Below are 22,144 nucleotides of genomic sequence, written 5' to 3' on the forward strand. Positions count from 1 at the left end.
TGTTAAAAACGGCGGTTCACTCGCACAAAGTCAGGCAAAAAGCAAAACATCGCGGCGAATGGCCGAGACCTTCGGCGGCCGGACCCTGATACGGATGCGATTGCGGCTCGCTTACTGCGCGGCAATCAGTTGCATGTCTGCTCTGACCGATCCCTGCAGATTGCCGTCCGATGGCGGGTGGATATCATCGATGACCGCATGTCCATCTTCGTCGATGACGTCGAAGTGTACCTCTTCCACACGCAGGTTCTCCGGCGCATCGCCAAAGCACTTGGTGTTGTTGAACCGCGCGACCACATCGGTCACACCATCGGACGTTTGCCCTTGCGAAATGGACAGGTCTTCCAGCGCGCAGCCGTCCTGTGCGTTCAGGATAACGTCATAGTCGAAGGGTGTCGTGCTGTCGTCGAACACGGGATACTTTGCCGCGGCCCGGTATTCGGCGACGAAGGCCTTGCTGTAGATCGAGTTGAGCAGGTCGTCGGCAAAAATATCGCGCCCCTCGCCGCCATCCTCGCTCCAGTTATCGGCCGTGATGTCCATGACCGTCTTGACCGGAGGTGTCATATCGCCGGCAAAGGCCGCAATTGGGAATAACAGTGAAAGGGGAAGCAAGAAACGAAGGGTCATGGAACTGTCCGGGCTGTCTATCGATGGCGCCGCCCATGCTGGACCTTGTCGACAACGACCGCAAGGCGGGCACAGGAAAGCAATAACCAGCCTTTACGCCATTCCCCAGAATAAAAAAGGGCCAATATTGGTACCGCGCGCCTTTGCCTCAGACGCACACGATGCTATAGCCCAGCCGATTTCGCATTCAATCCCGGCGGGATGACATCCCTACCAACACAAGAGGCAATTCATGAAAAAGATCAAGGTTGCAAACCCGGTCGTCGATCTCGACGGCGACGAGATGACCCGCATTATCTGGCAGTTCATCAAGGACAAGCTGATCCTGCCCTATCTTGATCTCGACATCGAATATTACGACCTCTCCGTGCAAAAGCGCGACGAGACCGATGACCAGATCACCATCGATGCAGCAAACGCCATCAAGAAGCACGGCGTTGGCATCAAGTGCGCGACGATCACGCCAGATGAAGGTCGCGTCGAGGAATTTGGCCTGAAGAAGATGTGGCGTTCGCCCAACGGCACGATCCGCAACATCCTTGGTGGTGTGATCTTCCGCGAGCCGATCATCATGAAGAACGTGCCGCGCCTCGTTCCTGGCTGGACCAAGCCGATCATCGTTGGCCGTCACGCCTTCGGCGATCAGTACCGCGCCACCGATTTCAAGTTCCCGGGCAAGGGCAAGCTGTCGATCAAGTTCGTCGGTGACGATGGTCAGACCATCGAGCATGACGTGTATGACGCGCCGGCAGCCGGTGTTGCGATGGCCATGTACAACCTCGACGAATCGATCATCGATTTCGCCCGCGCCTCCTTCAACTACTCCCTGCAGCGCGGCGTCCCCTGCTACCTGTCGACCAAGAACACCATCCTCAAGGCCTATGACGGCCGCTTCAAGGACCTGTTCCAGGAAATCTTCGACGCCGAGTTCAAGGAAAAATTCGAGGAAGCGAAGATCTGGTACGAGCACCGCCTGATCGACGACATGGTCGCTTCGGCGCTGAAGTGGTCCGGCGGTTACGTCTGGGCCTGCAAGAACTACGATGGCGACGTCCAGTCCGACATCGTGGCTCAGGGCTTCGGCTCGCTCGGCCTGATGACCTCGGTTCTGATGACCCCGGATGGCCAGACGGTTGAAGCCGAAGCTGCCCACGGCACGGTGACACGTCACTACCGTCAGCATCAGAAGGGTCAGGAAACCTCGACCAACTCGATCGCCTCGATCTTCGCCTGGACACGCGGCCTTGCCCACCGTGCCAAGCTGGACAGCAATGACGAGCTGAAGACCTTCGCTGAAACCCTGGAGCGGGTCTGCATCGAAACCGTCGAGTCCGGCTTCATGACCAAGGATCTGGCGCTGCTGATCGGCCCCGACCAGCCGTGGCTCTCGACAACAGCCTTCCTCGACAAGATCGACGAGAACCTGCAGAAGGCAATGGCTTGATTGCTGCCCGCTATTGACGGAAGAACGAAAAGCGGTCCCTCGGGGCCGCTTTTTTTATTGCCTCGAGGGAAGGTCGGATCGGCAAAGTCAGCCGATTTGGATTGGCATGAGACTCAGCGTAGCATCCGATGATCGCAACCGTGTCATCCTCCTTCGAGCTGTCGACAACCCTTCATGAACCAGGACCTCACCCCGAAACTGATCAGCGTCCTTGTTGAAGGCTATAACCGCGCGCGCCTGAAAAAGGACGCAATATCCGGCCTGACGGTTGCCATTGTCGCGCTGCCCCTTTCGATGGCCATCGCCATTGCCTCAGGCGTAACACCGGATCGCGGGCTCTATACCGCGATTGTCGGTGGCTTCCTCGTTTCCATGCTGGGAGGCAGCCGCCATCAGATCGGCGGTCCGGCCGGAGCCTTTATCGTGCTGGTCGCGGCAACCATGGCACGTCACGGCATTGAGGGTTTGCTTCTCGCCACGGCCATGTCGGGCCTGTTTTTGATGGCGGCAGGCTTTCTCAGGATTGGCACCTATATCAAGTTCATTCCCTATCCCGTGACGGTCGGCTTCACCGCCGGCATCGCCGTCATCATCTTCGCGAGCCAGGTCCGGGAACTGCTTGGCCTCACCCTATCGGGTCCGGAGCCCGGCGCCTTCGTGGCAAAGATTGAGGCACTGGTCGCAGCCGCATCGACGATCAGCCCGTCTGCAACCACGATTGCAGGCCTGACAATTGCGGTCATTCTCCTTCTGCGCCGCCTCAAGCCCCATTGGCCGGGCCTGCTGATCGCAGTGGTTCTGGCCTCTATCGTGGCTACGCTGTTCGGCCTGCCTGTCGAAACCATCGGCACCCGCTTCGGCGGAATTCCCCGATCGCTCCCCTTGCCGTCATTCCCAGCCATATCGCTGGACCTGGCACTCGATGTCCTGCCAAGTGCCCTGTCTTTCACCTTGTTGGGGGCCATTGAATCGCTGCTATCGGCCGTCGTTGCGGATGGCATGACGGGCCGGCGTCATCGCTCGAACATGGAACTCGTCGCCCAGGGGTTCGCCAATGTCGGCTCCGCCCTTTTCGGTGGCATCTGCGTTACCGGCACGATCGCGCGGACGGCGACCAATGTACGCGCCGGCGCCACCAGCCCGTTTTCCGGCATGCTGCATTCGGTCTTTCTTCTGATCTTCATGCTCGTGGCCGCACCGCTTGCAAGCTATATTCCGCTTGCCGCGCTGGCCGGCGTGCTCGCCGTCGTCGCCGCAAACATGGTTGAGCGCCACGCCTTTGCAGCCCTCATGCGCTCGTCGCGCGGGGATACCGTCGTTCTGTTTGCCACATTCCTTCTCGTCGTCTTCCGGGACCTGACAGAAGGCATCGTCGTCGGCTTTGCAATCGGAGCCATGCTTTTCATCGATCGCATGAGCCGCAACGTCACAATCCGGCCGCACATAGGCCGCGACGACAAGACCGAGCATCCAATAGACAACACGGACAGCGATACGGTGATTTACCGACTGGGCGGCGCCTTCTTCTTTGGAGCAGCGGCAACCGTGGGCACGGTGTTGGATCGCATTGCAGACAGCTACAGCAATTTTGTCCTCGACTGCTCGGATCTGTCCTTCATGGACTCCACCGCGGCCAATGTCATTGAAGGCACGGTCCGAAAGGCGGAAAAGGCCGGCGTCAGGATCTATATCAGCGGCACGAATGACGAGTTTCGCAGACTGTTGCAGACCCACGACGTTGCGCCAGCAAGGGTGGTCTTTACCAAGACTATCGAAGAGGCCTGCGAATTGATCGGCAATACGGGACGGTCATGAAGGCTGACGCACAGGCCGGCTCCCACCGCGTCTATCGACACTCTTCTCCGCCATTTTAGCTGCAATCAGCTTCAGTCCCGAACTCGGGTTCAGAGCCGAGACACGGTTACGACCGCCGCGTTTGGCAATGTAAAGCGCCCGGTCGGCAAGACCGAACAGGAAGGTCACCTCTGCATGGCCGACGACATCGGCGCAAAGGCCCTGGCTGACGGTCATGTGGAGTTGCTCGGCGCCGACCCGGATCGGGCAGCTCTCCACCTCTTTGCGAATACGTTCGCAGTGGATCTTGGCCTCTTCAATTCCCATACCCGGAAAATAGATGGCGAACTCCTCGCCACCGATCCGGCCGAAAATCATGTTGGGCGCCAGCGTCTTTTCCACGATGGCACAAAACATGTTCAGCGCCTCGTCGCCCGCACCATGACCATAGGTATCGTTGATACGCTTGAAATGGTCGATATCGAGCAGTGCAAGCGCACCTCGATTGGTCCCGTCGGCACGCGCGGCCGAGACATAAGAGATAAACGCCCGCCGATTAAAGATGCCCGTCAACTCATCCACTTCCGAGGCGACGCGATAGCGCAATTCTGCACGCTCGCGAACCAGCACGAAAATCGCAACGGCAGAAAACATCATCTGCAGAAACGAGATAAACATGAAGAGCGGGGGCCAGATGGACACGCCCGCATCGACTGGATCCAGCAAAGCAGTGACCATGGCGACGCGCAACAGATAAGCTGCAGCGATCGCACCGAAGACATACGAAACGGCCGACCGCACCGAGTGCTGACCGGGTACCCGTCCACCCCAGGCGATCCGCGAAACGATTATGGACTGGTACGCCACCAACACCGATGCGACGATGACCCGCGACAACTCGTTATGTTGAAAATCGGGCCAGAACGCATAAAGCCCCGACCATATCAACGGACTAAGTGCAGATTCTGTGATCGAAATTGGCTTGCCGTCATAGGCCTGAAAACCAACGCCGTATAACACAAGGCACACAAAGATCAGAAAATTGCCGATACCAAGCGCCAGCCAGGGCGGCAAAAGCGACGACAGTCCGAGCAGGATCGAGCCGATCGATAGGCACCAATAGCCGATCGACCAATATTTCAACCCGGCATCGCCGCGGCTATCCCACCAGGAAAAGGTCAAAAAGCAGCCGATGATGGCAGTCGTGGCACCAACACAGAGCCACATCGTCGGGATATGAAAGAGAAGAGTCACCAGGCCATCTCACCAATTCGTAGAGAGCCGAGACTACATGAAAAAGAATGAATAAACGGAGAATAGGGAAGGCCAAAGCATGGCGTTCATCGCCGAGGCGGGACAGTTACATCCCGCCTCGACGATGAGGCCGTTCAACACTTGAGGCTTCAACCCGCGAGCGCTGCCGAAACCGCATCAACGGCCTGCTGCGCATTCGCGCCATCGGGTCCACCGGCCTGCGCCATATCCGCACGTCCGCCACCGCCCTTGCCGCCAAGTGCAGCGGAGGCAATGCGCACCAGATCGACCGCACTGAAACGTTCGGTCAGATCAGCGGTCACACCGACGACGGCGCTTGCCTTGCCATCTTCGGAAACTCCGATGAGTGCCACCACGCCAGAGCCGAGGCCCTGCTTGCCGTCATCTGCCAGCGTCTTCAGATCCTTGGGATCGACGCCCGTCAGAACCTTGCCCAGATATTTCACACCGCCAATATCGACGCTTTCGTCACCACCGGCAGATGAACCGCCCCCCATGGCAAGTTTGCGTTTGGCATCGGCCAGTTCGCGCTCCAGCTTGCGGCGCTCGTCAACCAGAGCCTCGACGCGCGACAATACGTCAACCGGCTGCACCTTCAGCGTCGACGCCAGTGATTTTACCCGCTCGTCCTGTTCGGCCAGATAGGCGCGCGCGGCCTCGCCTGTCAGCGCTTCGATACGGCGCACGCCAGCACCGACTGCACTGTCGCTGAGAATACGGACAATGCCGATCTCCCCCGTTGCACCGACATGGGTGCCGCCGCACAGTTCGACCGAATAGGGCTTTCCGGCCTTTGCTCCATGCAGGCCTGTACCCATTGATACGACACGCACCTCGTCACCGTATTTTTCACCAAACAGCGCCATGGCGCCTTCGGCTATAGCGTCGTCGACGCTCATCAGACGTGTGGAGACTGGCGCGTTCTGCAACACGATCTCGTTTGCCATTTCCTCCACCTGCCGCAACTCGTCGGCAGACATCGGCTTGGGATGCGATACGTCAAAGCGAAGCCGCTCGGGCGCCACAAGGGAGCCCTTCTGGGCAACATGGGTGCCCAGGATCTCGCGCAGAGCCTCATGAATGAGGTGCGTCGCCGAATGGTTTGAACGCAACCGACCACGGCGCGCATGATCGACAGCCAGAACGGCCGCAACACCGGGCTTCACTGTACCTTCGCGAACCGTGGCGATATGCACGAAAACACCTTCGCCGCGTTTCAGCGTGTCGGTCACATCGAGCACGAATCCCTCGCCGGAAATGACACCGGCATCGCCCATCTGACCACCGGATTCACCGTAGAAGGGTGTCTGGTTGGCAACGACCTGAACGGCGTCGCCAGCCGATGCTGAAGGGATGCTGGCGCCATCGCGAACCAGCGCCTGAATTTCACCTTCGGCCGTTTCCGAACTATAGCCGAGGAATTCCGTCGCACCGAAGCGATCCTTGAGCTCGAACCAGATCGCTTCTGCGGCCTTGTCGCCGGAACCGGACCAACTGGCCCGCGCCTCTGCTTTTTGCCGCTGCATGGCATCGTTGAAGCTGGTGATATCAACACCGATACCCCGGTTACGCAGCGCATCCTGGGTCAAATCGAGTGGAAAGCCATAAGTGTCGTAAAGCTTGAAGGCCGTTTCCCCATCGAGCGTGTCGCCCTCGGACATCTCGCCCGTGGCATCCGACAACAGAGACAAACCGCGCTCGAGCGTCAACATGAAACGCTTCTCCTCAAGCTTCAGCGTCTCGGTAATCAAAGCCTCTGCGCGTGTCAGTTCGGGATAGGCGCGGCCCATCTCGGACACCAGAACCGGCAAGAGCTTGTAGAGCACCGGCTCGCGGGCACCCAGCAACTTGGCGTGGCGCATCGCCCGGCGCATGATGCGGCGCAGAACGTAACCACGGCCTTCATTGGACGGCAAAACACCATCGGCAATGAGGAATGCGGTGGCGCGGATATGGTCGGCGATGACACGATGGCTCGCCGCAGCCGGACCTTCGGCGCGCGATCCGATGGCCTCTTCGACGGCACCGATCAGGCGGCGGAACAGGTCGGTCTCGTAGTTCGACGTGACCCCTTGCATGATCGCGGCCATGCGCTCCAGGCCCATGCCGGTATCGATCGAAGGACGGGGCAGATCCAGACGCGTCTGGGCATCGATCTGGTCGAACTGCATGAACACCAGGTTCCAGAATTCCAGGAACCGGTCACCATCTTCATCTGCACTGCCCGGAGGTCCGCCGAATACGCTCTCGCCCTGATCGAAGAAGATTTCCGAACACGGTCCGCAAGGTCCGGTATCGCCCATGGTCCAGAAATTGTCGGAGGTCGGAATGCGAATGATCTTGTCGTCAGAAAAACCGCCGATCTTCTTCCACAGCAGCGCCGCTTCATCATCTTCCGAATAGACGGTCACCAGCAGCCGATGCTTGGGCAGGTCGTATTCCTTGGTGATCAGGTTCCAGGCAAGTTCGATCGCCCGCTCCTTGAAATAATCGCCAAAGGAAAAGTTGCCGAGCATTTCGAAGAAGGTGTGGTGACGTGCCGTATAGCCGACATTGTCCAGATCGTTATGCTTGCCACCCGCGCGAACCACCTTCTGGGCCGTGGTCGCTGTCGAATAGGGACGCTGCTCAAGCCCGGTGAAGACGTTCTTGAACTGCACCATGCCGGCATTGGTAAACATCAATGTCGGGTCATTTTGCGGCACAAGCGGAGAAGACGACACGACCTCGTGACCGTTCGTCTTGAAATAGTCGAGGAATGTCGACCGGATATCGTTCACGCCGCTCATTTCATGCCCTTCACTGCTGCCATATGCTGGCTCATACTCTGAAAACCAAAGGCTTTTATCGCCCACCACCGAGACTGTCCAGCCGACAAAGCAAAACCGGCCATACATCTTGCGATATATGACCGGTCATAACATGATTTAGCGATGGATCAGTCGTCGTTGACGGCCTCGGCATCGTCATCATTGCCGGGGCCGCCATTATCCAGAAAACGCTCGGCGATCAGGCCTGCATTCTGGCGAAGCGACAGCTCGATCTCCTGTGCCACCTCCGGATTGTCGCGCAGGAAGTTCTTGGCGTTCTCACGCCCCTGCCCCAGCCGCTGACTGTTATAGGAGAACCACGCACCGGCCTTTTCGACGATACCTGCCTTCACGCCCAGATCCACCAACTCGCCGGTCTTGGATACGCCCTCACCATACATGATGTCGAATTCGACCTGTTTGAAGGGAGGTGCCATCTTGTTCTTGACGACCTTGACGCGGGTCTGGTTGCCGACAACCTCTTCGCGATCCTTGACTGCGCCAATACGACGAATATCGAGACGCACGGAGGCATAGAATTTGAGCGCATTACCACCCGTCGTGGTCTCGGGCGAACCAAACATCACACCGATCTTCATACGGATCTGGTTGATAAAGACCACCATGCAATTCGAACGGGAAATCGAGGCAGTCAGCTTACGCAGCGCCTGGCTCATCAGACGTGCCTGCAGGCCCGGAAGGCTGTCGCCCATCTCGCCTTCGATTTCGGCTCTCGGTGTCAACGCTGCAACGGAGTCGATGACCAGAACGTCAATCGCGCCGGAGCGGACAAGGGTGTCGGTAATTTCAAGCGCCTGCTCACCGGTATCGGGCTGCGAAATCAGAAGGTTCTGCAGATCGACACCAAGCTTGCGGGCATAGACCGGATCAAGCGCATGTTCGGCGTCGACGAAAGCGCAAATGCCGCCCTTCTTCTGCGCTTCAGCGATGGTCTGCAGCGCCAGCGTGGTTTTACCGGAGCTTTCCGGACCGTAAATTTCAATAATACGTCCCTTGGGCAGGCCACCCACGCCAAGAGCAATATCAAGGCCGAGCGAGCCAGTCGAAATCGTTTCGATCTCCACCACGTTCTCGTTCGAGCCGAGCTTCATGATCGAGCCCTTGCCGAAGGAACGCTCAATCTGAGAAAGAGCCGCTTCCAATGCCTTGCTTTTATCCACCGTTTTGTCCTCTACGAGCCGCAAACTATTTTGTGCCATTAGATCCACCTTTAGGTTATTGAAGCCGCATAGGCAATGAAGCTGTCCTGACTGAGTTTGTACTCTTTTTGTTCCACAAATACAAGCCCTCGCCAACAGATTGATTTCATGAATGTTTTAACCTCATGTTCTATATATGTTTTCAACGAGATCGGATGGGGAAAACCATGGCGAAGAAGACTAGTCACCCAGGCAGCTGCACCTATACGATTCGCCCGGAACCGGGTCTGAGAGGAGACTGAAATGACAGCGCGGATACTGGTTCTGGGTGGTGCCCATATCGACCGCCGGGGGCGCATTTCAGGTGCGACCACCCCAGGCGCCAGCAATCCGGGCAGCTGGATGGCGGAGCCCGGCGGCGGCGCCTTCAATGCCGCGCGTGCACTCTCAAGACTGGGCCATTCCGTTCGCCTGATCACGCCCAGGGGTGGCGATGCTGCGGGCGAAAGTGTCGCTCAGGCAGCGATAGATGCCGGCATAGACGACCGCCCCTTTGTCTTTCTAGACCGTGCCACGCCGAGCTATACCGCGATCCTCGAACGCGATGGCAATCTGGTGATAGCGCTGGCCGATATGGACCTCTACCGCCTTTTTACGCCTCGCCGCCTGCGCGTCAGCTCCGTCAGAAATGCGCTTGATGAAACAGATCTGATTCTGACGGACGCCAATCTCCCGGCGGAGACGCTCGCTGCCATTTGCAAAGCAGCAAACGATCGCAATATTCCCGTGGCGGCAATCGCCATCTCTCCAGCCAAGGTGGTCCGCTTTAGCGCGATACTACCTCAACTCGACTTTCTGTTCATGAACACGGCAGAGGCCACCGCCCTGACTGGCTGGCGCGCAGACACGACGGCCGAATGGCCGGCACTCTTGCGCGCCAAAGGCCTGAAAGCCGGTATCGTGACAAATGGTGGCGATCCGGTTGTCGCGTTCAATGGCGATGAATCGGCCCTTCTTGCACCACCTCCGCTGGATCATGTTGCCGATGTCACCGGCGCTGGTGATGCTGCAACAGCCGGTTTTCTGGATGCGGTCATTGCGCACCAGCCGCTGGCCGAAGCGCTGCGCCAGGCCGTCGCGTGCGCCGCAATCACCCTTCAGGCGACCAATGCCACGGCGGCAAATTTGTCGCGAGCGGTTCTCGAACAGCATATGAAGCTTGTGCCACCAGCTGAAAACCTGTCATGAAGCCCAAAAGTCGCGCCTGACGGCGCGCATACGAAACGGAATGAGAGCAATGACCCAAGCCATGTCGTCCCCCCTGCCTATCGTCTATTCGCGCGAAGTCGCAGCAGCCAAAGACCGCGGCGCGCCTCTGGTCGCCCTGGAATCGACGATCATCACCCATGGCATGCCCTATCCCGGCAATCTCGACATGGCCCGCAGCGTGGAAGAGATCATCCGCAAGGAAGGTGCCGTCCCGGCAACCATCGCCGTTCTCCATGGCGTGCTGCATATCGGTCTGGAGCCGGATCAGCTGGAAGCACTGGCGCAGATGAAGGATGTGATGAAGCTGTCGCGCGCCGACCTGGGGTTTGCCATCGCCGAACGCCGCAATGGCGCCACCACGGTTGCCGCCACCATGATCGCTGCGGCCCGTGCCGGCATCTCGGTTTTCGCCACCGGCGGCATCGGCGGCGTGCATCGCCGAGCCGAAGAAAGCTTCGACATTTCTGCAGATCTGGAAGAGCTGGCCAAGACAGCGGTGATCGTCGTGTCTGCTGGCCCCAAGGCCATTCTCGATATCCCCAAGACCATGGAAGTGCTGGAAACGCGCGGCGTGCCGGTCGTCACCTTCGACAGCGAGGAATTTCCGGCCTTCTGGTCGCGCACCTCCGGTCTGAAAAGCGCGCTCAACCTGCCAAGCCCGGCAGCGATTGCCAATTTCCAGAAAACCCGCGCTCAACTTGGCCTGGAAGGCGGCATGCTGATTGCAAATCCCGTTCCCGAAGCCGATGAAATCCCCCGCGAGGAAATGGAAATCTATATCGGTCGCGCTCTTGCCAGTGCTGAACGCGAAGCGATTGCCGGCAAGGACGTGACCCCCTTCCTGCTGGACGCAATCTTCACACTGACCGAGGGGCGCAGCCTCAAGACCAATATTGCATTGGTGGAAAACAACGCGCGCCTTGCAGCCGAAATAGCTGTCGCAATGACGTTTTGATCGGCAATCAGCCGATCTGAATTCGATGAAGACCTCTCAGGAAATATAGCCGCGGCGGAGCGCTTCCGCCACGGCCTGTTCCAGCCGCTCCACACCGAGCTTTCCACATAGCCCGCTGACGAGATAGCGGATGGTGCGGATGGATAGGGAAAGCTCTCGGGCCAGCAGCTCGGAATCCCCACCCGCAGACGCAAGTTCCAGACAGCGTATCTCCAGATCAGACAATCCGGAACCGGCCAGTCCAGCGCGCTTGTCGAACTCTCTCAGGCGATGAATGACCTGGATCGAGAGGAAACTGAGTTCCTCCATCTCCTCCTCAGACAGCCTTTCACGATCGCCGTAAAATCCGATGATGCGTTCTGTTCCTTTCAAACCGTTCATCGCCAGATACGCGCCACGATTGATTTTGAACCGGACGAGCAGATCGCTCATGATCGCGTGCTGCGACGGATCGAGGCCTTCGGCAAATTCCGCAACGCCCCACTGATAAGACAGAGACTTGGACAGATCGAAAGCGGCAGATGGTAGGCAAATTCGCCGACCGATGGCCTCGAAGTGATCCATGAAAGATTCCGGGAAGCTATAGATCAGGAGTTGTTCGCGCAAAGGCATATGCTCGACCGGATAAGAGCAATAGACCTTGTAATAGGAAAAGCCGAAGCGATCGCGGATAGTGACGATTAGCTCACCAATATCCTTCAGCGTCTCGGCCGCCTGTACCCCGGCAACAATCTCGTTCCGGCCCGAACTGTCATCGCCAGTCACAGTTTTTCCACCGCGTATGTTCAAGACAACCGACGCAAACCTTTCAGTCTACGCACCCCCATGTCGCGCATGTCACAACCGCAGACGCTGAAGCTTAAGTGAAACCCGTTCAGGCGGCAATGCTTATGTGTATCTATTGATTATAATTTTAGCAGATTTCGCAATCCGCCCTGACAGCGGCCAGCACCCGCAAATGCCAATAGATCCCATCAACTGTCGAGCATTTCACGCACGGCCACAGCCAGCTGCTTGAGGGAAAACGGCTTCGGCAGGAAGCCAAATTTGGCGTCAGCAGGCAGGTTACGGGCAAAGGCATCCTCGGCATAACCGGACACGAAAATGAACTTGAGGTCCGGATAAACCTTGCGGATTTCCTTCAACAGGCTCGGTCCGTCCATCTCCGGCATCACCACATCGGATACCACAATGTCGATTGCGCCATTGAGCTCCTCGATGATGTCGAGCGCCTCGATCCCGGAGCCCGCCTCGTGAACGGTATAGCCGCGCGTCTCCAGCATGCGTTTGCCGCCGCGACGGACGGCCTCTTCATCCTCGACCAGAAGCACGACAGCCGACTGTCCGGTGAGATCCTGCTGGTCGGTGCCTTCGCCATTTGACAGCTTTGCCTGCGAAGAGGCAGCGGCACCTTCCGCCTTTTCGACATCGGCCTGCTCGGCAAGCACCGCTTCCTGCTCGTAGCGTGGCAGCAGAATGCGGAAAGTCGTACCCTTGCCCACTTCCGATTCCGGATAGATATAACCGCCCGACTGCTTGACGATGCCATACACCATGGCAAGCCCGAGTCCGGTGCCCTTGCCAACATCCTTGGTGGTAAAGAACGGCTCGAAGATCTTGTCCATGATCTCAGGTGCGATACCTGTGCCGTTATCCGAGACCTCGACCATGACGAAATCTTCAGCAGCCAGCCCGCGATAATCGAAGGCTGCGGCCTGAGCGGCCGTGACATTGCTGGTCTTGACGGTAATCGCGCCGCCATCCGGCATGGCGTCGCGCGCATTGACGCAAAGGTTGATCAGCACCTGCTCGAACTGGGACAGATCGGTCTTGACCGGCCAGAGGTCGCGGCCGAATTCCACCTTGAGCTTGACATTCGTGCCGGAAATCAACCGGTCCACCAGCATGCGCAGGTCGCCGATGACATCGGTCAGGTTGAGTACGGTCGGACGCATGGTCTGCTTGCGTGAGAACGCCAGCAACTGACGCACCAGCACGGCAGCGCGGTTGGCATTGCGCTTGATTTCCATCAGATCGGCAAAGCTCGCATCCGCCGGCCTTGCCTGCAAAAGCAGGTGATCGGAGGAGAGAAGGATTGCCGTCAGGACATTGTTGAAGTCATGCGCAATACCACCGGCAAGCGTTCCCACCGCATTCATCTTCTGCGTCTGCGCCATCTGCGCTTCCAGCGCCTTTTGATCGGTCACATCGACCGCATAGACAATCGCCGCCTCTTCCGGCGCCTCGTCGCTCTGGTCGATCACGGCATTCACGTAAAAGCGGAAGTAGCGCGTATCGTTGAGCGGATGACGCGAATCGATCGGCGCAATATCGACCTGCCTGTCCTTGGCGGCAGCCAGCGCCTCGGCAAAGACCGCCCGATCACTCTCATGGATCACCGCTTCCATGAGAGCCTGATTGCCCACTTCATCGCGAGGCACGATATCGGAGAACAGGCGAAGGAAGGGCGCATTGGTCCTGAGAATTCGACCATTGCCGTCCACCGAGGCAATTGCCATCGGCGTATTATTGAAGAAGCGCGTGAACCGCATCGAGGCGCTGGAATCGGACGTATCGCTGCCCGAATCCTGGCGCGTCAGCACAATGGTGCGGCTTTCGCCCGGCGCACCGTCGCGCGCGGTGCGAACACGGTGCACGAGCCGCACCGGCAGGCTCTGGCCGTTGCTGCGTCTGAGGTCCAGATCAAGCGCCTCGGTTTTGGACAGACCCGGCTCGGCATGCACCGACTGCACCAGCGCCATGCCCTCACCCGCCACCAGATCGGACAGATAGATCGAGCCCGGCGAAAACTGCGTGAGATCGATCCCCAGCCATTCGGCAAGCGTGGCGTTCAGATAGTAGATTTCGCCCTTGCGTCCGGCAGAAAAGAAACCGGCCGGCGCATGGTCGAGATAATCGATGGCATTCTGCAATTCGCGGAAGAACCGCTCCTGCTCGTCGCGCTCGGCGCTGATATCGGCAATCCGCCAGACATGAAGTTTCTCACCCCTGTCTTCCTGCTCGAGAAGACGGGCAGTCAGCCGGTACCAATGTGCGCCAGTCCCGTTCGGCTGCTGCGTGCCAAGCGGCTTGATGAGGCGAAAATCCTCGTAACCCTCATTGCCTTCGCGCAGACCATTGGTCAGCCGGTAAAGCGCCTCGCTCGATTCCCGCTGTTTCGACAACAACATTTCGAGCGTCTGCACGTCTGTCGCCTTGGTTGCCCCTGTCATGCGGCCATAGGCAGCATTGGCATAGACGATGCGACCTTTCAGATCCGTAATCAGCGTACCTTCGGGCTGGCTCGCCAGAAAATCACGGCCCAACGAATCATGCGCAGCATTGGGCGTGACCTCGACGAAGCCGATCACAGCGGACACCAGGAAGAAGATGCCGACCATGGCCAGCACGCCAAGCATGCCAAGCACGATCTCGTTGTCGAGCTTGTCCTTGAACACCACGAAGGCGACGGCCGCGGCAATGAGGACGAAGGCCAGTAAAATGACGCGCAAGGCTGTGCCGGATCGTTTTGCACGGTCCACCAGCGGCGCTTCCGTCTGACCGGCCTGCTGCAAACTGTTCATCCATTCCTCATGATTGATGTTCTGCGACGATCCCTGACAGACCCCACAATTCTACCGGCGATTCTCTCTTAGCAATTTGCGGCTGCTACAAAAAGGACCGCCGGGTCAGTTTCATCCCGCCAATTCACAGGGAATTCAAAGCCTCTTAACGCATGTTGCGCGCGGGAAACAGCGCCAACTGTCGGAGATGTTGAAACTTGCTACGATGCAGGCCTTGCCCATGCCTTGCTTCGCTGCGAAAAAAGACGTCTTCTGTCAAATGTGCCAGAGAGAGGTATTGCTATGCTTGATGATCTGATTACGGCCTATGGAAACCGCTTCCTTGTCGCCGCCGTCGGCGTAAGTCTCGCGATACTCTGCCTTTTTGCAGTTCTTTGGCTTCTGCGCCATAAGGCGCCGTCCCCCTTTGTCAGGGGCGGCCGCAACCGCCAGCCAAGGCTGCAGGTGCTGGATGCGGCGGCAGTGGACGCGCGCAGACGCATTGTCCTGATCCGGCGCGACAATGTCGAACACCTTGTCATGATCGGTGGACCGACCGATATCGTCATCGAGAGCGGCATCGGCGACGAACGAACTTATATTTCCGTTCCAGAGGCAGCAGCCACTCCGATCCCCGCCCAGCCGGAGAAACCGCAGGCCATCACAGAATCGGAGCCTCCGGCCCGCCCTCTGGCCGTAGACACTCGGCGTCCCATGCCTCAGCCACCGGTCGGGGAGCGACGCGCCGAGGCAGCACCTGTTGCCGCCGCCCCAAAAGCGGTCCCAACGCCACCTCCTGCTGCTGCACCAGATCCGGCGACTGTAACATCAGCACCGACAATGGCAGCAGAGCCCGAGCCACCGCGCAGCAGGCAGACACCGATCGTCGACAACCCTTTCGAACCGGAAGCAGACGACGATACTTATTCCGCCAAAGTGCAACCGGTGACGCCGACTTCGCTGACCGCCACCGAAGAAGGCGAGCAGCAGAACACGGCTGTCGAACCTTCCGCTTCGCCTGCCCAAGCCATATCGGTCTCGGCGCCCACGCCGCCCGATAATCCACCCGCAAGCCGGCAGAAACCTGAACCGCCGCAGATAACTGACGAAAACAGTGTCGACGATATCCTCGAGGCGGCGCGCGGCCGTGTTCTGACACCGCAAACAGACCCGGCGAGGATGCCAGCGGCAATACCCTCGCCTGCGGCATCAATGCCACCTGCCGGCCAACCGGTCCCGCAGCCCAAGGCACCGGGCAAACCGTCAAGCGACTTTGAGCGCATCCTGGAGGATGAGATGAATCTGCGCCTCGCAGACAACATGCCCGCTGCGCCGCAGCGCCCGCTGGCCCCCACTGTCATGCCCCCCAGGCCCACAGCTGCGCCTATGGTCATGGTCGATCCGCCATTGCGTCCGGTCGCCTCCTCCGCTGGCTCGGCCGCATCCCAACCCGCAACGAAGACGACAACCCCGCAAGCCGCCAATCAGCAGGAACCAAGCTTGCAGACCGAAATTGCCCGTATTTTCGGTGAGATGTCAGTCAAACGCAGCGACTGAAAGCCCCTCGACATGAAAAACGGCGCCCGAAGGCGCCGTAAGAAAAATGTCCGTATCTGCGAGCCATCGCCATCCGGGTGCGAAACGAACGCCCCGCACCTGTCACGACTGCGGCGACGCAATTATTCGTCGCGGTAGACCTTTTCCCGCCGCTCGTGCCGCTCTTGCGCCTCGATCGACAGTGTGGCGATCGGACGTGCGTCCAGCCGCTTCAAACCGATAGGCTCACCTGTTTCCTCGCAGTAGCCATATGTTCCCTCATCGATACGCTGCAAGGCAGCGTCGATCTTGGAAATAAGCTTGCGCTGGCGATCGCGTGCGCGAAGCTCAATGGCCCTGTCTGTTTCGGATGATGCCCTGTCAGCCAGGTCAGGATGATTTGCGCTTTCCTCGGCCAGATGGCCAAGCGTTTCGCGCGCCTCCCGAAGGATATCATTCTTCCACGCAATCAATTTGGCGCGAAAGTATGCCTTCTGGTTTGCACTCATGAACTCCTCGTTCTCAGAGAGTACATGATTGCCAAGATTGATCTTCTCACTCAACGCGATTCTCCTGAAGAACATCTCAATGGGCGGCTGTATACCTTTTCGAAACGACTGATTCAAGCCTGAATGAAAGGTTTCGGTTAATTCTCAACACGTCATAAACCCCTCATAAACGCCTCATTTTTAATCGGAAATTGCCAAAACACGCCTAATTCTACAGCATGTGCAGCGCAACACGCAGGATTCCCGATTTAATACATGTCAATATCTAGGCATGAAAAGTTCTCGACCGACCAACTCTCCTCAAAATTGAATTTTCTTGAACGGCACGAAACCGACAGTTTCAAACTTTAATGGGGCAGCAGGCGAATTATCCACCAGGGATGAATTCCATTTAAGGACGACAAAAGGTAAGGCTAGAGCCATGCCGCTGGCTGGCTCCACCCATCACGATGACGGACCGGATGACGTTTACCAAATCGCCCCTTAGCCGTCTTTATCTTATGCGCCACGCCAATGCGGCATGGGCACAGCCCGGCACAAGCGACTTCGACCGCGAACTGACAGACGACGGCTACGCCGAAGCCGAAATTGTGGCCGACAAGGCTGCCGGGAAAAACTACGTTCCGGCCCGGTTGCTCAGTTCCACCGCAAAACGCTGCCGTCAGACATCAGAGGCCATTCGCCGAAGCATGGATGAGGAGCTCGACTGCAATTTCATTGACACGCTCTACAATGCACCCGCCGATACCCTTCTGGAAATCATTGCGGCGCAGACCAGCTCCACGTCCCTGATGATCGTTGGACATAATCCCGCCATGGAAGAGGCACTTGTCGAGCTGGTCGGTGAAGACGTCTTCCATCGCGCCATACCCTTTGGATATCCAACTGCCGGCCTCGCAGTCCTGGACCGCACAGAGCCGAAGGCCAAGGCACCCTATGCCTGGGTTCTGGTGGATTTCCTTCAGGAATAGGTAGCCTGCGGGGACAAGTGCGGCACCGAACTGCAAATGCCACGTCTCCTTGCCTTTTTTAGCCGCTACCGGGGACCTATATTGACCGGGAGACAGCAACCGGGAGCCAGCTTTGCCGCCACTGATCACGTCCATTGCCGATGAAGCGGCGATTGCCTTCGACAACTTATCCGACAGGGCATCCAATCTCGTTCATCCGACATTGCGTCTGGGTGTCACGGGACTATCGCGCGCCGGAAAGACTGTTTTCATCTCGTCACTGGTTCACAATTTGCTGCATGGCGGTCGCCTGCCGCTTTTTGAGGCCATGCGATCAGGTCGGGTAAGCGGCGTGACGCTGGAGGAGCAGCCCGACGATGCCGTTCCGCGCTTTCAGTATGAAGATCATATCCGCGCGCTGGTGCGCGATCGGATATGGCCCGATTCGACGAGAGCGATTTCCGAGCTGCGTCTGACGATCCAGTATGAAAGCGCAAGCGGCTGGAGCCGCATGTTTTCGTCCGGAAAGCTCTCCATCGATATTGTCGATTATCCCGGCGAATGGCTGCTCGACCTGCCTCTGCTCCAACAGGATTATCGAACCTTCAGCGCCAATACGGTGGAACTGGCCCGAACGGGGATCCGCTCTGAACTGTCCACAGCCTGGCTGGAGGAAAGCGCAAAAATCGATATGGATGCGCCGGCTGACGAGATGACGGCCCGAAAGCTGTCAACGCTCTTTTCCGAATATCTGCGCGCCTGCAAGGCTGATGAACGCTCGTTGTCAACGCTTCCGCCAGGTCGCTTCCTGATGCCCGGCGATCTGGAAGGGTCACCGGCACTCACCTTCGCACCCCTGCCCGATATGCCCGATGAGCGCCCGCCCTCGGGCTCGCTGCGCGCCATGATGGAGCGTCGCTTCGAGGCCTATAAATCCGTGGTCGTCAAACCCTTCTTCCGCGAGCATTTCGCCCGCCTCGACCGCCAGATCGTGCTAGTCGATGCTTTGCAGGCCATCAATCGCGGCCCCGAAGCCGTCCAGGATCTGGAACGGGCACTGGCCGACGTGCTCGGCTGTTTCCGCCCTGGCACCAATAATTTTCTAAGCGCCCTCCTTCGTCGCCGTATCGACAAGGTCCTGGTGGCAGCCACCAAGGCCGACCATTTGCATCACGAAAGCCATGACCGCCTTCAGGCGGTCACACGCCGCCTCGTGGATCGGGCCATTGAAACGATCGGCCGTTCGGGCGCCGGTATTGAAGTAATGGCACTGGCCTCCGTTCGGGCAACCCGGGAGGCCAACGTCAAGGAGAACGGTGAGGATCTGCCCGTCATCGTCGGCACACCCATGGCAGGCGAAACCATCGGCGGTGAGCGCTTCGATGGCAATCGCAGCACTGCCGTCTTTCCCGGAGACTTGCCGGAGGACCCGAGCGGGTTCTTCCGTGAACTGGACGATCCGTCGCTCCATGCCCATCTCCCGCACCTCAACATCCTGCGCTTTCGCCCCCCGAAGCTGGAAGAGACCGGCGACGGCCTGACCTTGTCGGTACCGCATATCCGGCTGGATCGCGCATTGCAGTTTCTGATCGGAGACCGACTGGCATGAGCAAGCCACCCGTCACCCCCGGCAATAAAACACGACGTCCCGCAGCGTTTTCCGTCGATCCGCCGCAAGACACACCAAGGCAACCCGACAGAGCAAAACGGCAGCCACGCAGCTTTGACTATCAAGTCGACGTCATTCCCGATGAAGAGGATGCATTTCTGGCCGAACAGGCCGTCGATGCCGATGTCCCGCCCCTCGCCGTGCCGCGCAAGCGCCGCTTCTCGTTCCTGAAGCTCGCCGCAAGCGCCTTCGGCATTCTGTTTTCCCTGGCCTTGGGCCTTTGGACAGACGCCCTCATCCGCGACCTGTTCACCCGCGCCGACTGGCTTGGCTATACAGCGATCGGGCTGGTGACGATCGGCCTGCTTGCCCTTTTGATCGCGATCCTGCGCGAGATCAGGGGGATCATGCGGCTTGAGGCCGCGCAAAAGCTGAAGACGTCTGCTGCAGAAGCACTTGCTCTCAACCGATCATCCGAGGCGCGCTCGGTTGTATCACGGCTCACCGGCCTTCTGGCCGAGCGACCCGAAACGGCAAAGGGCCGCGCAGCCATGGAAGACGTGCGCGACGACATTATCGATCCCCCCGAACTTCTAGCCCTTGCAGAGCGCGAACTGCTGTCTCCGCTCGACCGCAAGGCCCGCGCGCTGATCCTCAATTCGGCCAAGCGCGTCTCAGTCGTCACCGCCGTCAGCCCCCGCGCCATCGTCGATCTCGCTTATGTTCTTTATGAAGTCGTGCGTCTTGTCCGGGCAATGGCCGAACTCTATGGCGGACATCCCGGCACCTTCGGCATGCTAAGGCTGCTGCGCGACGTCGTTGCCCATCTTGCCGTCACGGGATCGATTGCGGTCGGCGACAGTCTGGTGCAGCAGGTGCTGGGCCATGGCCTCGCATCGCGGCTATCGGCCCGACTCGGCGAAGGCGTGATCAACGGACTAATGACCGCCCGCATCGGCATTGCCGCCATGGATCTGTGCAGGCCGCTACCCTTTGCGGCCCTGAAGCGCCCGGGCATCGGCGACTTCATATCCGACCTGACACCCAGTATGACAGGCAATTCGACGGCAAAAACCAGTCGCGACGACTGAAGTTTCCCATTGCCGCGGCGTTGAATTAAAGTTAACGGAAATAAAGCATTAACCATTTGAACGCTATTGTCGGGCAAGTTTTTCGTTGCTCGTACCCATGGGTGCATGATGTCTCGCCATACCGTTATCCATTCCGGCCTTGTGGCCGCGCTCTCTGTCTTCATGGCGTTTGCACCCCTGTCGTCCGCTGACGCGGGCTCCAACCGCGACAAGCGCTTTTTCGATACCGTCGCCGGTTATTGGAAGGGTCCCGGCGAAATCGTCGCCGGCAAATACAAGGGCACCAAGTTTACCTGCAACCTGACCGGTGAATCGTCGCCCAATGGCGCGACAGGCATGAAGCTCGACGGCACCTGCCGCGTCGGCGTGTTCTCGCAGCCGATGTCGGCCGTCATCGCCTGGGACAACAATCGCTATCAGGGCAAGTTCCTGGACGGTGCCAAGGGCAAGGGTCTCGACATCGTGTCCGGCGTGGTTGCCGGTGACAAGGTGGTCGTCAACATCAACCGGGCCAAGCTCGACGGCGCAATCGTTGCGCGCATGGACAAAGACACCGCGATGCACATCACCATCTCGGTGAAGGTTGCAGAACAGATGGTCCCGGTGATCGGCCTCAAGCTCAACCGTCAGGTTGATGCCCTCGCCGTTGGGTCTGTCGGCAAGTAAGTCGCAACCGTCAGCTTGTTCGCTGCCACCAGTCACGGCTTGCGTCCGCTGTTTCGATGCCATCTGTATCGATATCCGCCAGCCAAGAGCTGACAGAGCGACCAGCAATGGCAAGGTCCGGCGCGATATCGGCCAGAGGCACCAGAACGAACGCGCGCTCCGTGATGCGCGGATGCGGGATCGCCAGCGTCTCCGTCGAGACGTCCTGCTCATCATAAGTCAGAATATCGATATCGATGGTCCGGGGTCCCCAACGTTGCTTTCGCACCCGCTTCATGGTGCGCTCGATATCCAGACAAAGCTCGAGCAGCGGCTGCGGCTCCAGACTGGTCTCCACCAATGCGCAACAGTTGAAGAAATCGGCCTGATCCGTCATGCCCCACGGCGGGGTGCGGTAAACAGCCGACACAGCCTTGACGCGACAGTCCGAACGCGCATCGAGTTCGCGCAACGCTTTGGCCATGGCATCCACCGGATCGCCGATATTTCCACCAAGGCCGAGGGTGGCGCGGTGCGGACGAAGATCAGCGGACCTGTTCAACACTCACCTGCACATAATCGAGAACACCCTGGATCGGAGCGCTGGGTTTGCGAACGGTAATCCGCGCGCGGGTGATGGTTTCAAAGCGCGCCAAAAGCGCTTTGACGATGTCATTGGCAAGCGCCTCGATCAAGTGACGGCGCGTCTTCGTGACAATCTCCTCGACCACCTTGAACGCGACGCCGTAATCGACGGTGTTGTCGATCGTGTCGTCCTCGAGAGCATTGCCAGCCTCGACATCCAGTTCCACATCCACGAAGAACCTCTGCCCCAGATTGGCCTCCTCTTCATAAAGGCCATGCCTGGCGAAGAAGGCACAATTTCGCATCTCGATCGTATAAA

Annotated in this window: 18 protein-coding genes; 9 read left to right on the top strand and 9 right to left on the bottom strand. The window is 58.7% G+C overall.

The window, feature by feature from the left end; genetic code table 11:
- Window positions 1-111: 111 nt before the first annotated feature.
- Window positions 112-630 (bottom strand): hypothetical protein, encoded by a 519-nt coding sequence (locus ACQQ2Q_RS10470; protein ID WP_428187008.1) that lies wholly within the window; start codon window positions 628-630, stop codon window positions 112-114.
- A gap of 232 nt (window positions 631-862) precedes the next feature.
- Here ACQQ2Q_RS10470 and ACQQ2Q_RS10475 point away from each other — a divergent pair, with 232 nt between their 5' ends.
- Together ACQQ2Q_RS10475 and ACQQ2Q_RS10480 are read left to right on the top strand one after the other, a co-directional pair.
- A complete protein-coding gene (locus tag ACQQ2Q_RS10475) occupies window positions 863-2,074 on the top strand; it encodes an NADP-dependent isocitrate dehydrogenase (protein ID WP_428187009.1) in 1,212 nt (403 codons plus the stop codon).
- A gap of 174 nt (window positions 2,075-2,248) precedes the next feature.
- Window positions 2,249-3,889 carry a SulP family inorganic anion transporter gene (locus ACQQ2Q_RS10480; protein WP_428187010.1) on the top strand — a complete coding sequence of 547 codons (1,641 nt, stop codon included), beginning with the start codon at window positions 2,249-2,251 and terminating at the stop codon, window positions 3,887-3,889.
- Here the strand turns inward: ACQQ2Q_RS10480 and ACQQ2Q_RS10485 are convergent.
- The 3 genes from ACQQ2Q_RS10485 to recA all read right to left on the bottom strand — a co-directional run bounded on the left by ACQQ2Q_RS10485 (window position 3,884) and on the right by recA (window position 9,173).
- Window positions 3,884-5,122: a GGDEF domain-containing protein gene (locus tag ACQQ2Q_RS10485; protein WP_428187011.1), complete on the bottom strand. Its 1,239-nt coding sequence runs from the start codon at window positions 5,120-5,122 to the stop codon at window positions 3,884-3,886. The two genes, ACQQ2Q_RS10480 and ACQQ2Q_RS10485, sit on opposite strands and share 6 nt — an antisense overlap.
- A 149-nt stretch (window positions 5,123-5,271) precedes the next feature.
- A complete protein-coding gene (gene alaS / locus ACQQ2Q_RS10490; protein WP_428187012.1) occupies window positions 5,272-7,932 on the bottom strand; it encodes an alanine--tRNA ligase in 2,661 nt (886 codons plus the stop codon).
- Window positions 7,933-8,081: 149 nt separating this feature from the next.
- Window positions 8,082-9,173 carry a recombinase RecA gene (gene recA / locus ACQQ2Q_RS10495; RefSeq protein WP_428187013.1) on the bottom strand — a complete coding sequence of 364 codons (1,092 nt, stop codon included), beginning with the start codon at window positions 9,171-9,173 and terminating at the stop codon, window positions 8,082-8,084.
- 243 nt (window positions 9,174-9,416) lie between these two features.
- On the opposite strand from recA, the gene ACQQ2Q_RS10500 reads away from it, so the two are divergent.
- Entirely contained in the window at window positions 9,417-10,361 is a 945-nt protein-coding gene (locus ACQQ2Q_RS10500; protein WP_428187014.1) for a carbohydrate kinase family protein, read from the top strand.
- Between the two features lie 49 nt (window positions 10,362-10,410).
- Window positions 10,411-11,337, top strand: coding sequence for a pseudouridine-5'-phosphate glycosidase (locus tag ACQQ2Q_RS10505; RefSeq protein ID WP_428187015.1), 927 nt, complete (start codon window positions 10,411-10,413; stop codon window positions 11,335-11,337).
- A 36-nt stretch (window positions 11,338-11,373) separates the two neighbouring features.
- On the opposite strand, the gene ACQQ2Q_RS10510 is transcribed toward ACQQ2Q_RS10505, so the two are convergent.
- Both ACQQ2Q_RS10510 and cckA read right to left on the bottom strand, forming a co-directional pair.
- The gene (locus ACQQ2Q_RS10510; protein WP_428187016.1) at window positions 11,374-12,102 is read right to left on the bottom strand and encodes an autoinducer binding domain-containing protein; all 729 of its coding nucleotides are present in this window, start codon (window positions 12,100-12,102) and stop codon (window positions 11,374-11,376) included.
- 209 nt (window positions 12,103-12,311) lie between these two features.
- Window positions 12,312-14,921 (bottom strand): cell cycle histidine kinase CckA, encoded by a 2,610-nt coding sequence (cckA, locus tag ACQQ2Q_RS10515; protein WP_428187017.1) that lies wholly within the window; start codon window positions 14,919-14,921, stop codon window positions 12,312-12,314.
- 282 nt (window positions 14,922-15,203) lie between these two features.
- On the opposite strand from cckA, the gene ACQQ2Q_RS10520 reads away from it, so the two are divergent.
- Window positions 15,204-16,457: a flagellar biosynthetic protein FliO gene (locus tag ACQQ2Q_RS10520; protein WP_428187018.1), complete on the top strand. Its 1,254-nt coding sequence runs from the start codon at window positions 15,204-15,206 to the stop codon at window positions 16,455-16,457.
- A gap of 122 nt (window positions 16,458-16,579) precedes the next feature.
- Here ACQQ2Q_RS10520 and dksA read toward each other — a convergent pair whose 3' ends face one another.
- Window positions 16,580-16,999, bottom strand: a complete 420-nt coding sequence (gene dksA, locus ACQQ2Q_RS10525; RefSeq protein ID WP_428187019.1) for an RNA polymerase-binding protein DksA — start codon at window positions 16,997-16,999, stop codon at window positions 16,580-16,582.
- Window positions 17,000-17,406: 407 nt separating this feature from the next.
- Here dksA and ACQQ2Q_RS10530 point away from each other — a divergent pair, with 407 nt between their 5' ends.
- From ACQQ2Q_RS10530 to ACQQ2Q_RS10545, 4 genes are all read left to right on the top strand, one after another.
- A complete protein-coding gene (locus ACQQ2Q_RS10530; RefSeq protein ID WP_428187020.1) occupies window positions 17,407-17,916 on the top strand; it encodes a SixA phosphatase family protein in 510 nt (169 codons plus the stop codon).
- Between the two features lie 112 nt (window positions 17,917-18,028).
- Window positions 18,029-19,504 carry a YcjX family protein gene (locus ACQQ2Q_RS10535; protein ID WP_428187021.1) on the top strand — a complete coding sequence of 492 codons (1,476 nt, stop codon included), beginning with the start codon at window positions 18,029-18,031 and terminating at the stop codon, window positions 19,502-19,504.
- Window positions 19,501-20,595 (top strand): YcjF family protein, encoded by a 1,095-nt coding sequence (locus ACQQ2Q_RS10540; protein WP_428187022.1) that lies wholly within the window; start codon window positions 19,501-19,503, stop codon window positions 20,593-20,595. The genes ACQQ2Q_RS10535 and ACQQ2Q_RS10540 overlap by 4 nt, the downstream gene beginning before the upstream one ends.
- A gap of 105 nt (window positions 20,596-20,700) precedes the next feature.
- Window positions 20,701-21,261, top strand: coding sequence for a hypothetical protein (locus ACQQ2Q_RS10545; RefSeq protein WP_428187023.1), 561 nt, complete (start codon window positions 20,701-20,703; stop codon window positions 21,259-21,261).
- A 10-nt stretch (window positions 21,262-21,271) separates the two neighbouring features.
- On the opposite strand, the gene folK is transcribed toward ACQQ2Q_RS10545, so the two are convergent.
- On the bottom strand, window positions 21,272-21,802 hold the full coding sequence (folK, locus tag ACQQ2Q_RS10550; protein ID WP_428187024.1) for a 2-amino-4-hydroxy-6-hydroxymethyldihydropteridine diphosphokinase: 531 nt from the start codon (window positions 21,800-21,802) through the stop codon (window positions 21,272-21,274).
- A complete protein-coding gene (gene folB / locus ACQQ2Q_RS10555) occupies window positions 21,786-22,130 on the bottom strand; it encodes a dihydroneopterin aldolase (protein WP_428187493.1) in 345 nt (114 codons plus the stop codon). Before folB ends, folK begins: the two co-directional genes overlap by 17 nt.
- Window positions 22,131-22,144: the final 14 nt, after the last annotated feature.

Origin of the sequence: Agrobacterium sp. ES01, from assembly GCF_050320885.1 — a bacterium.
Classification (GTDB): domain Bacteria; phylum Pseudomonadota; class Alphaproteobacteria; order Rhizobiales; family Rhizobiaceae; genus Allorhizobium.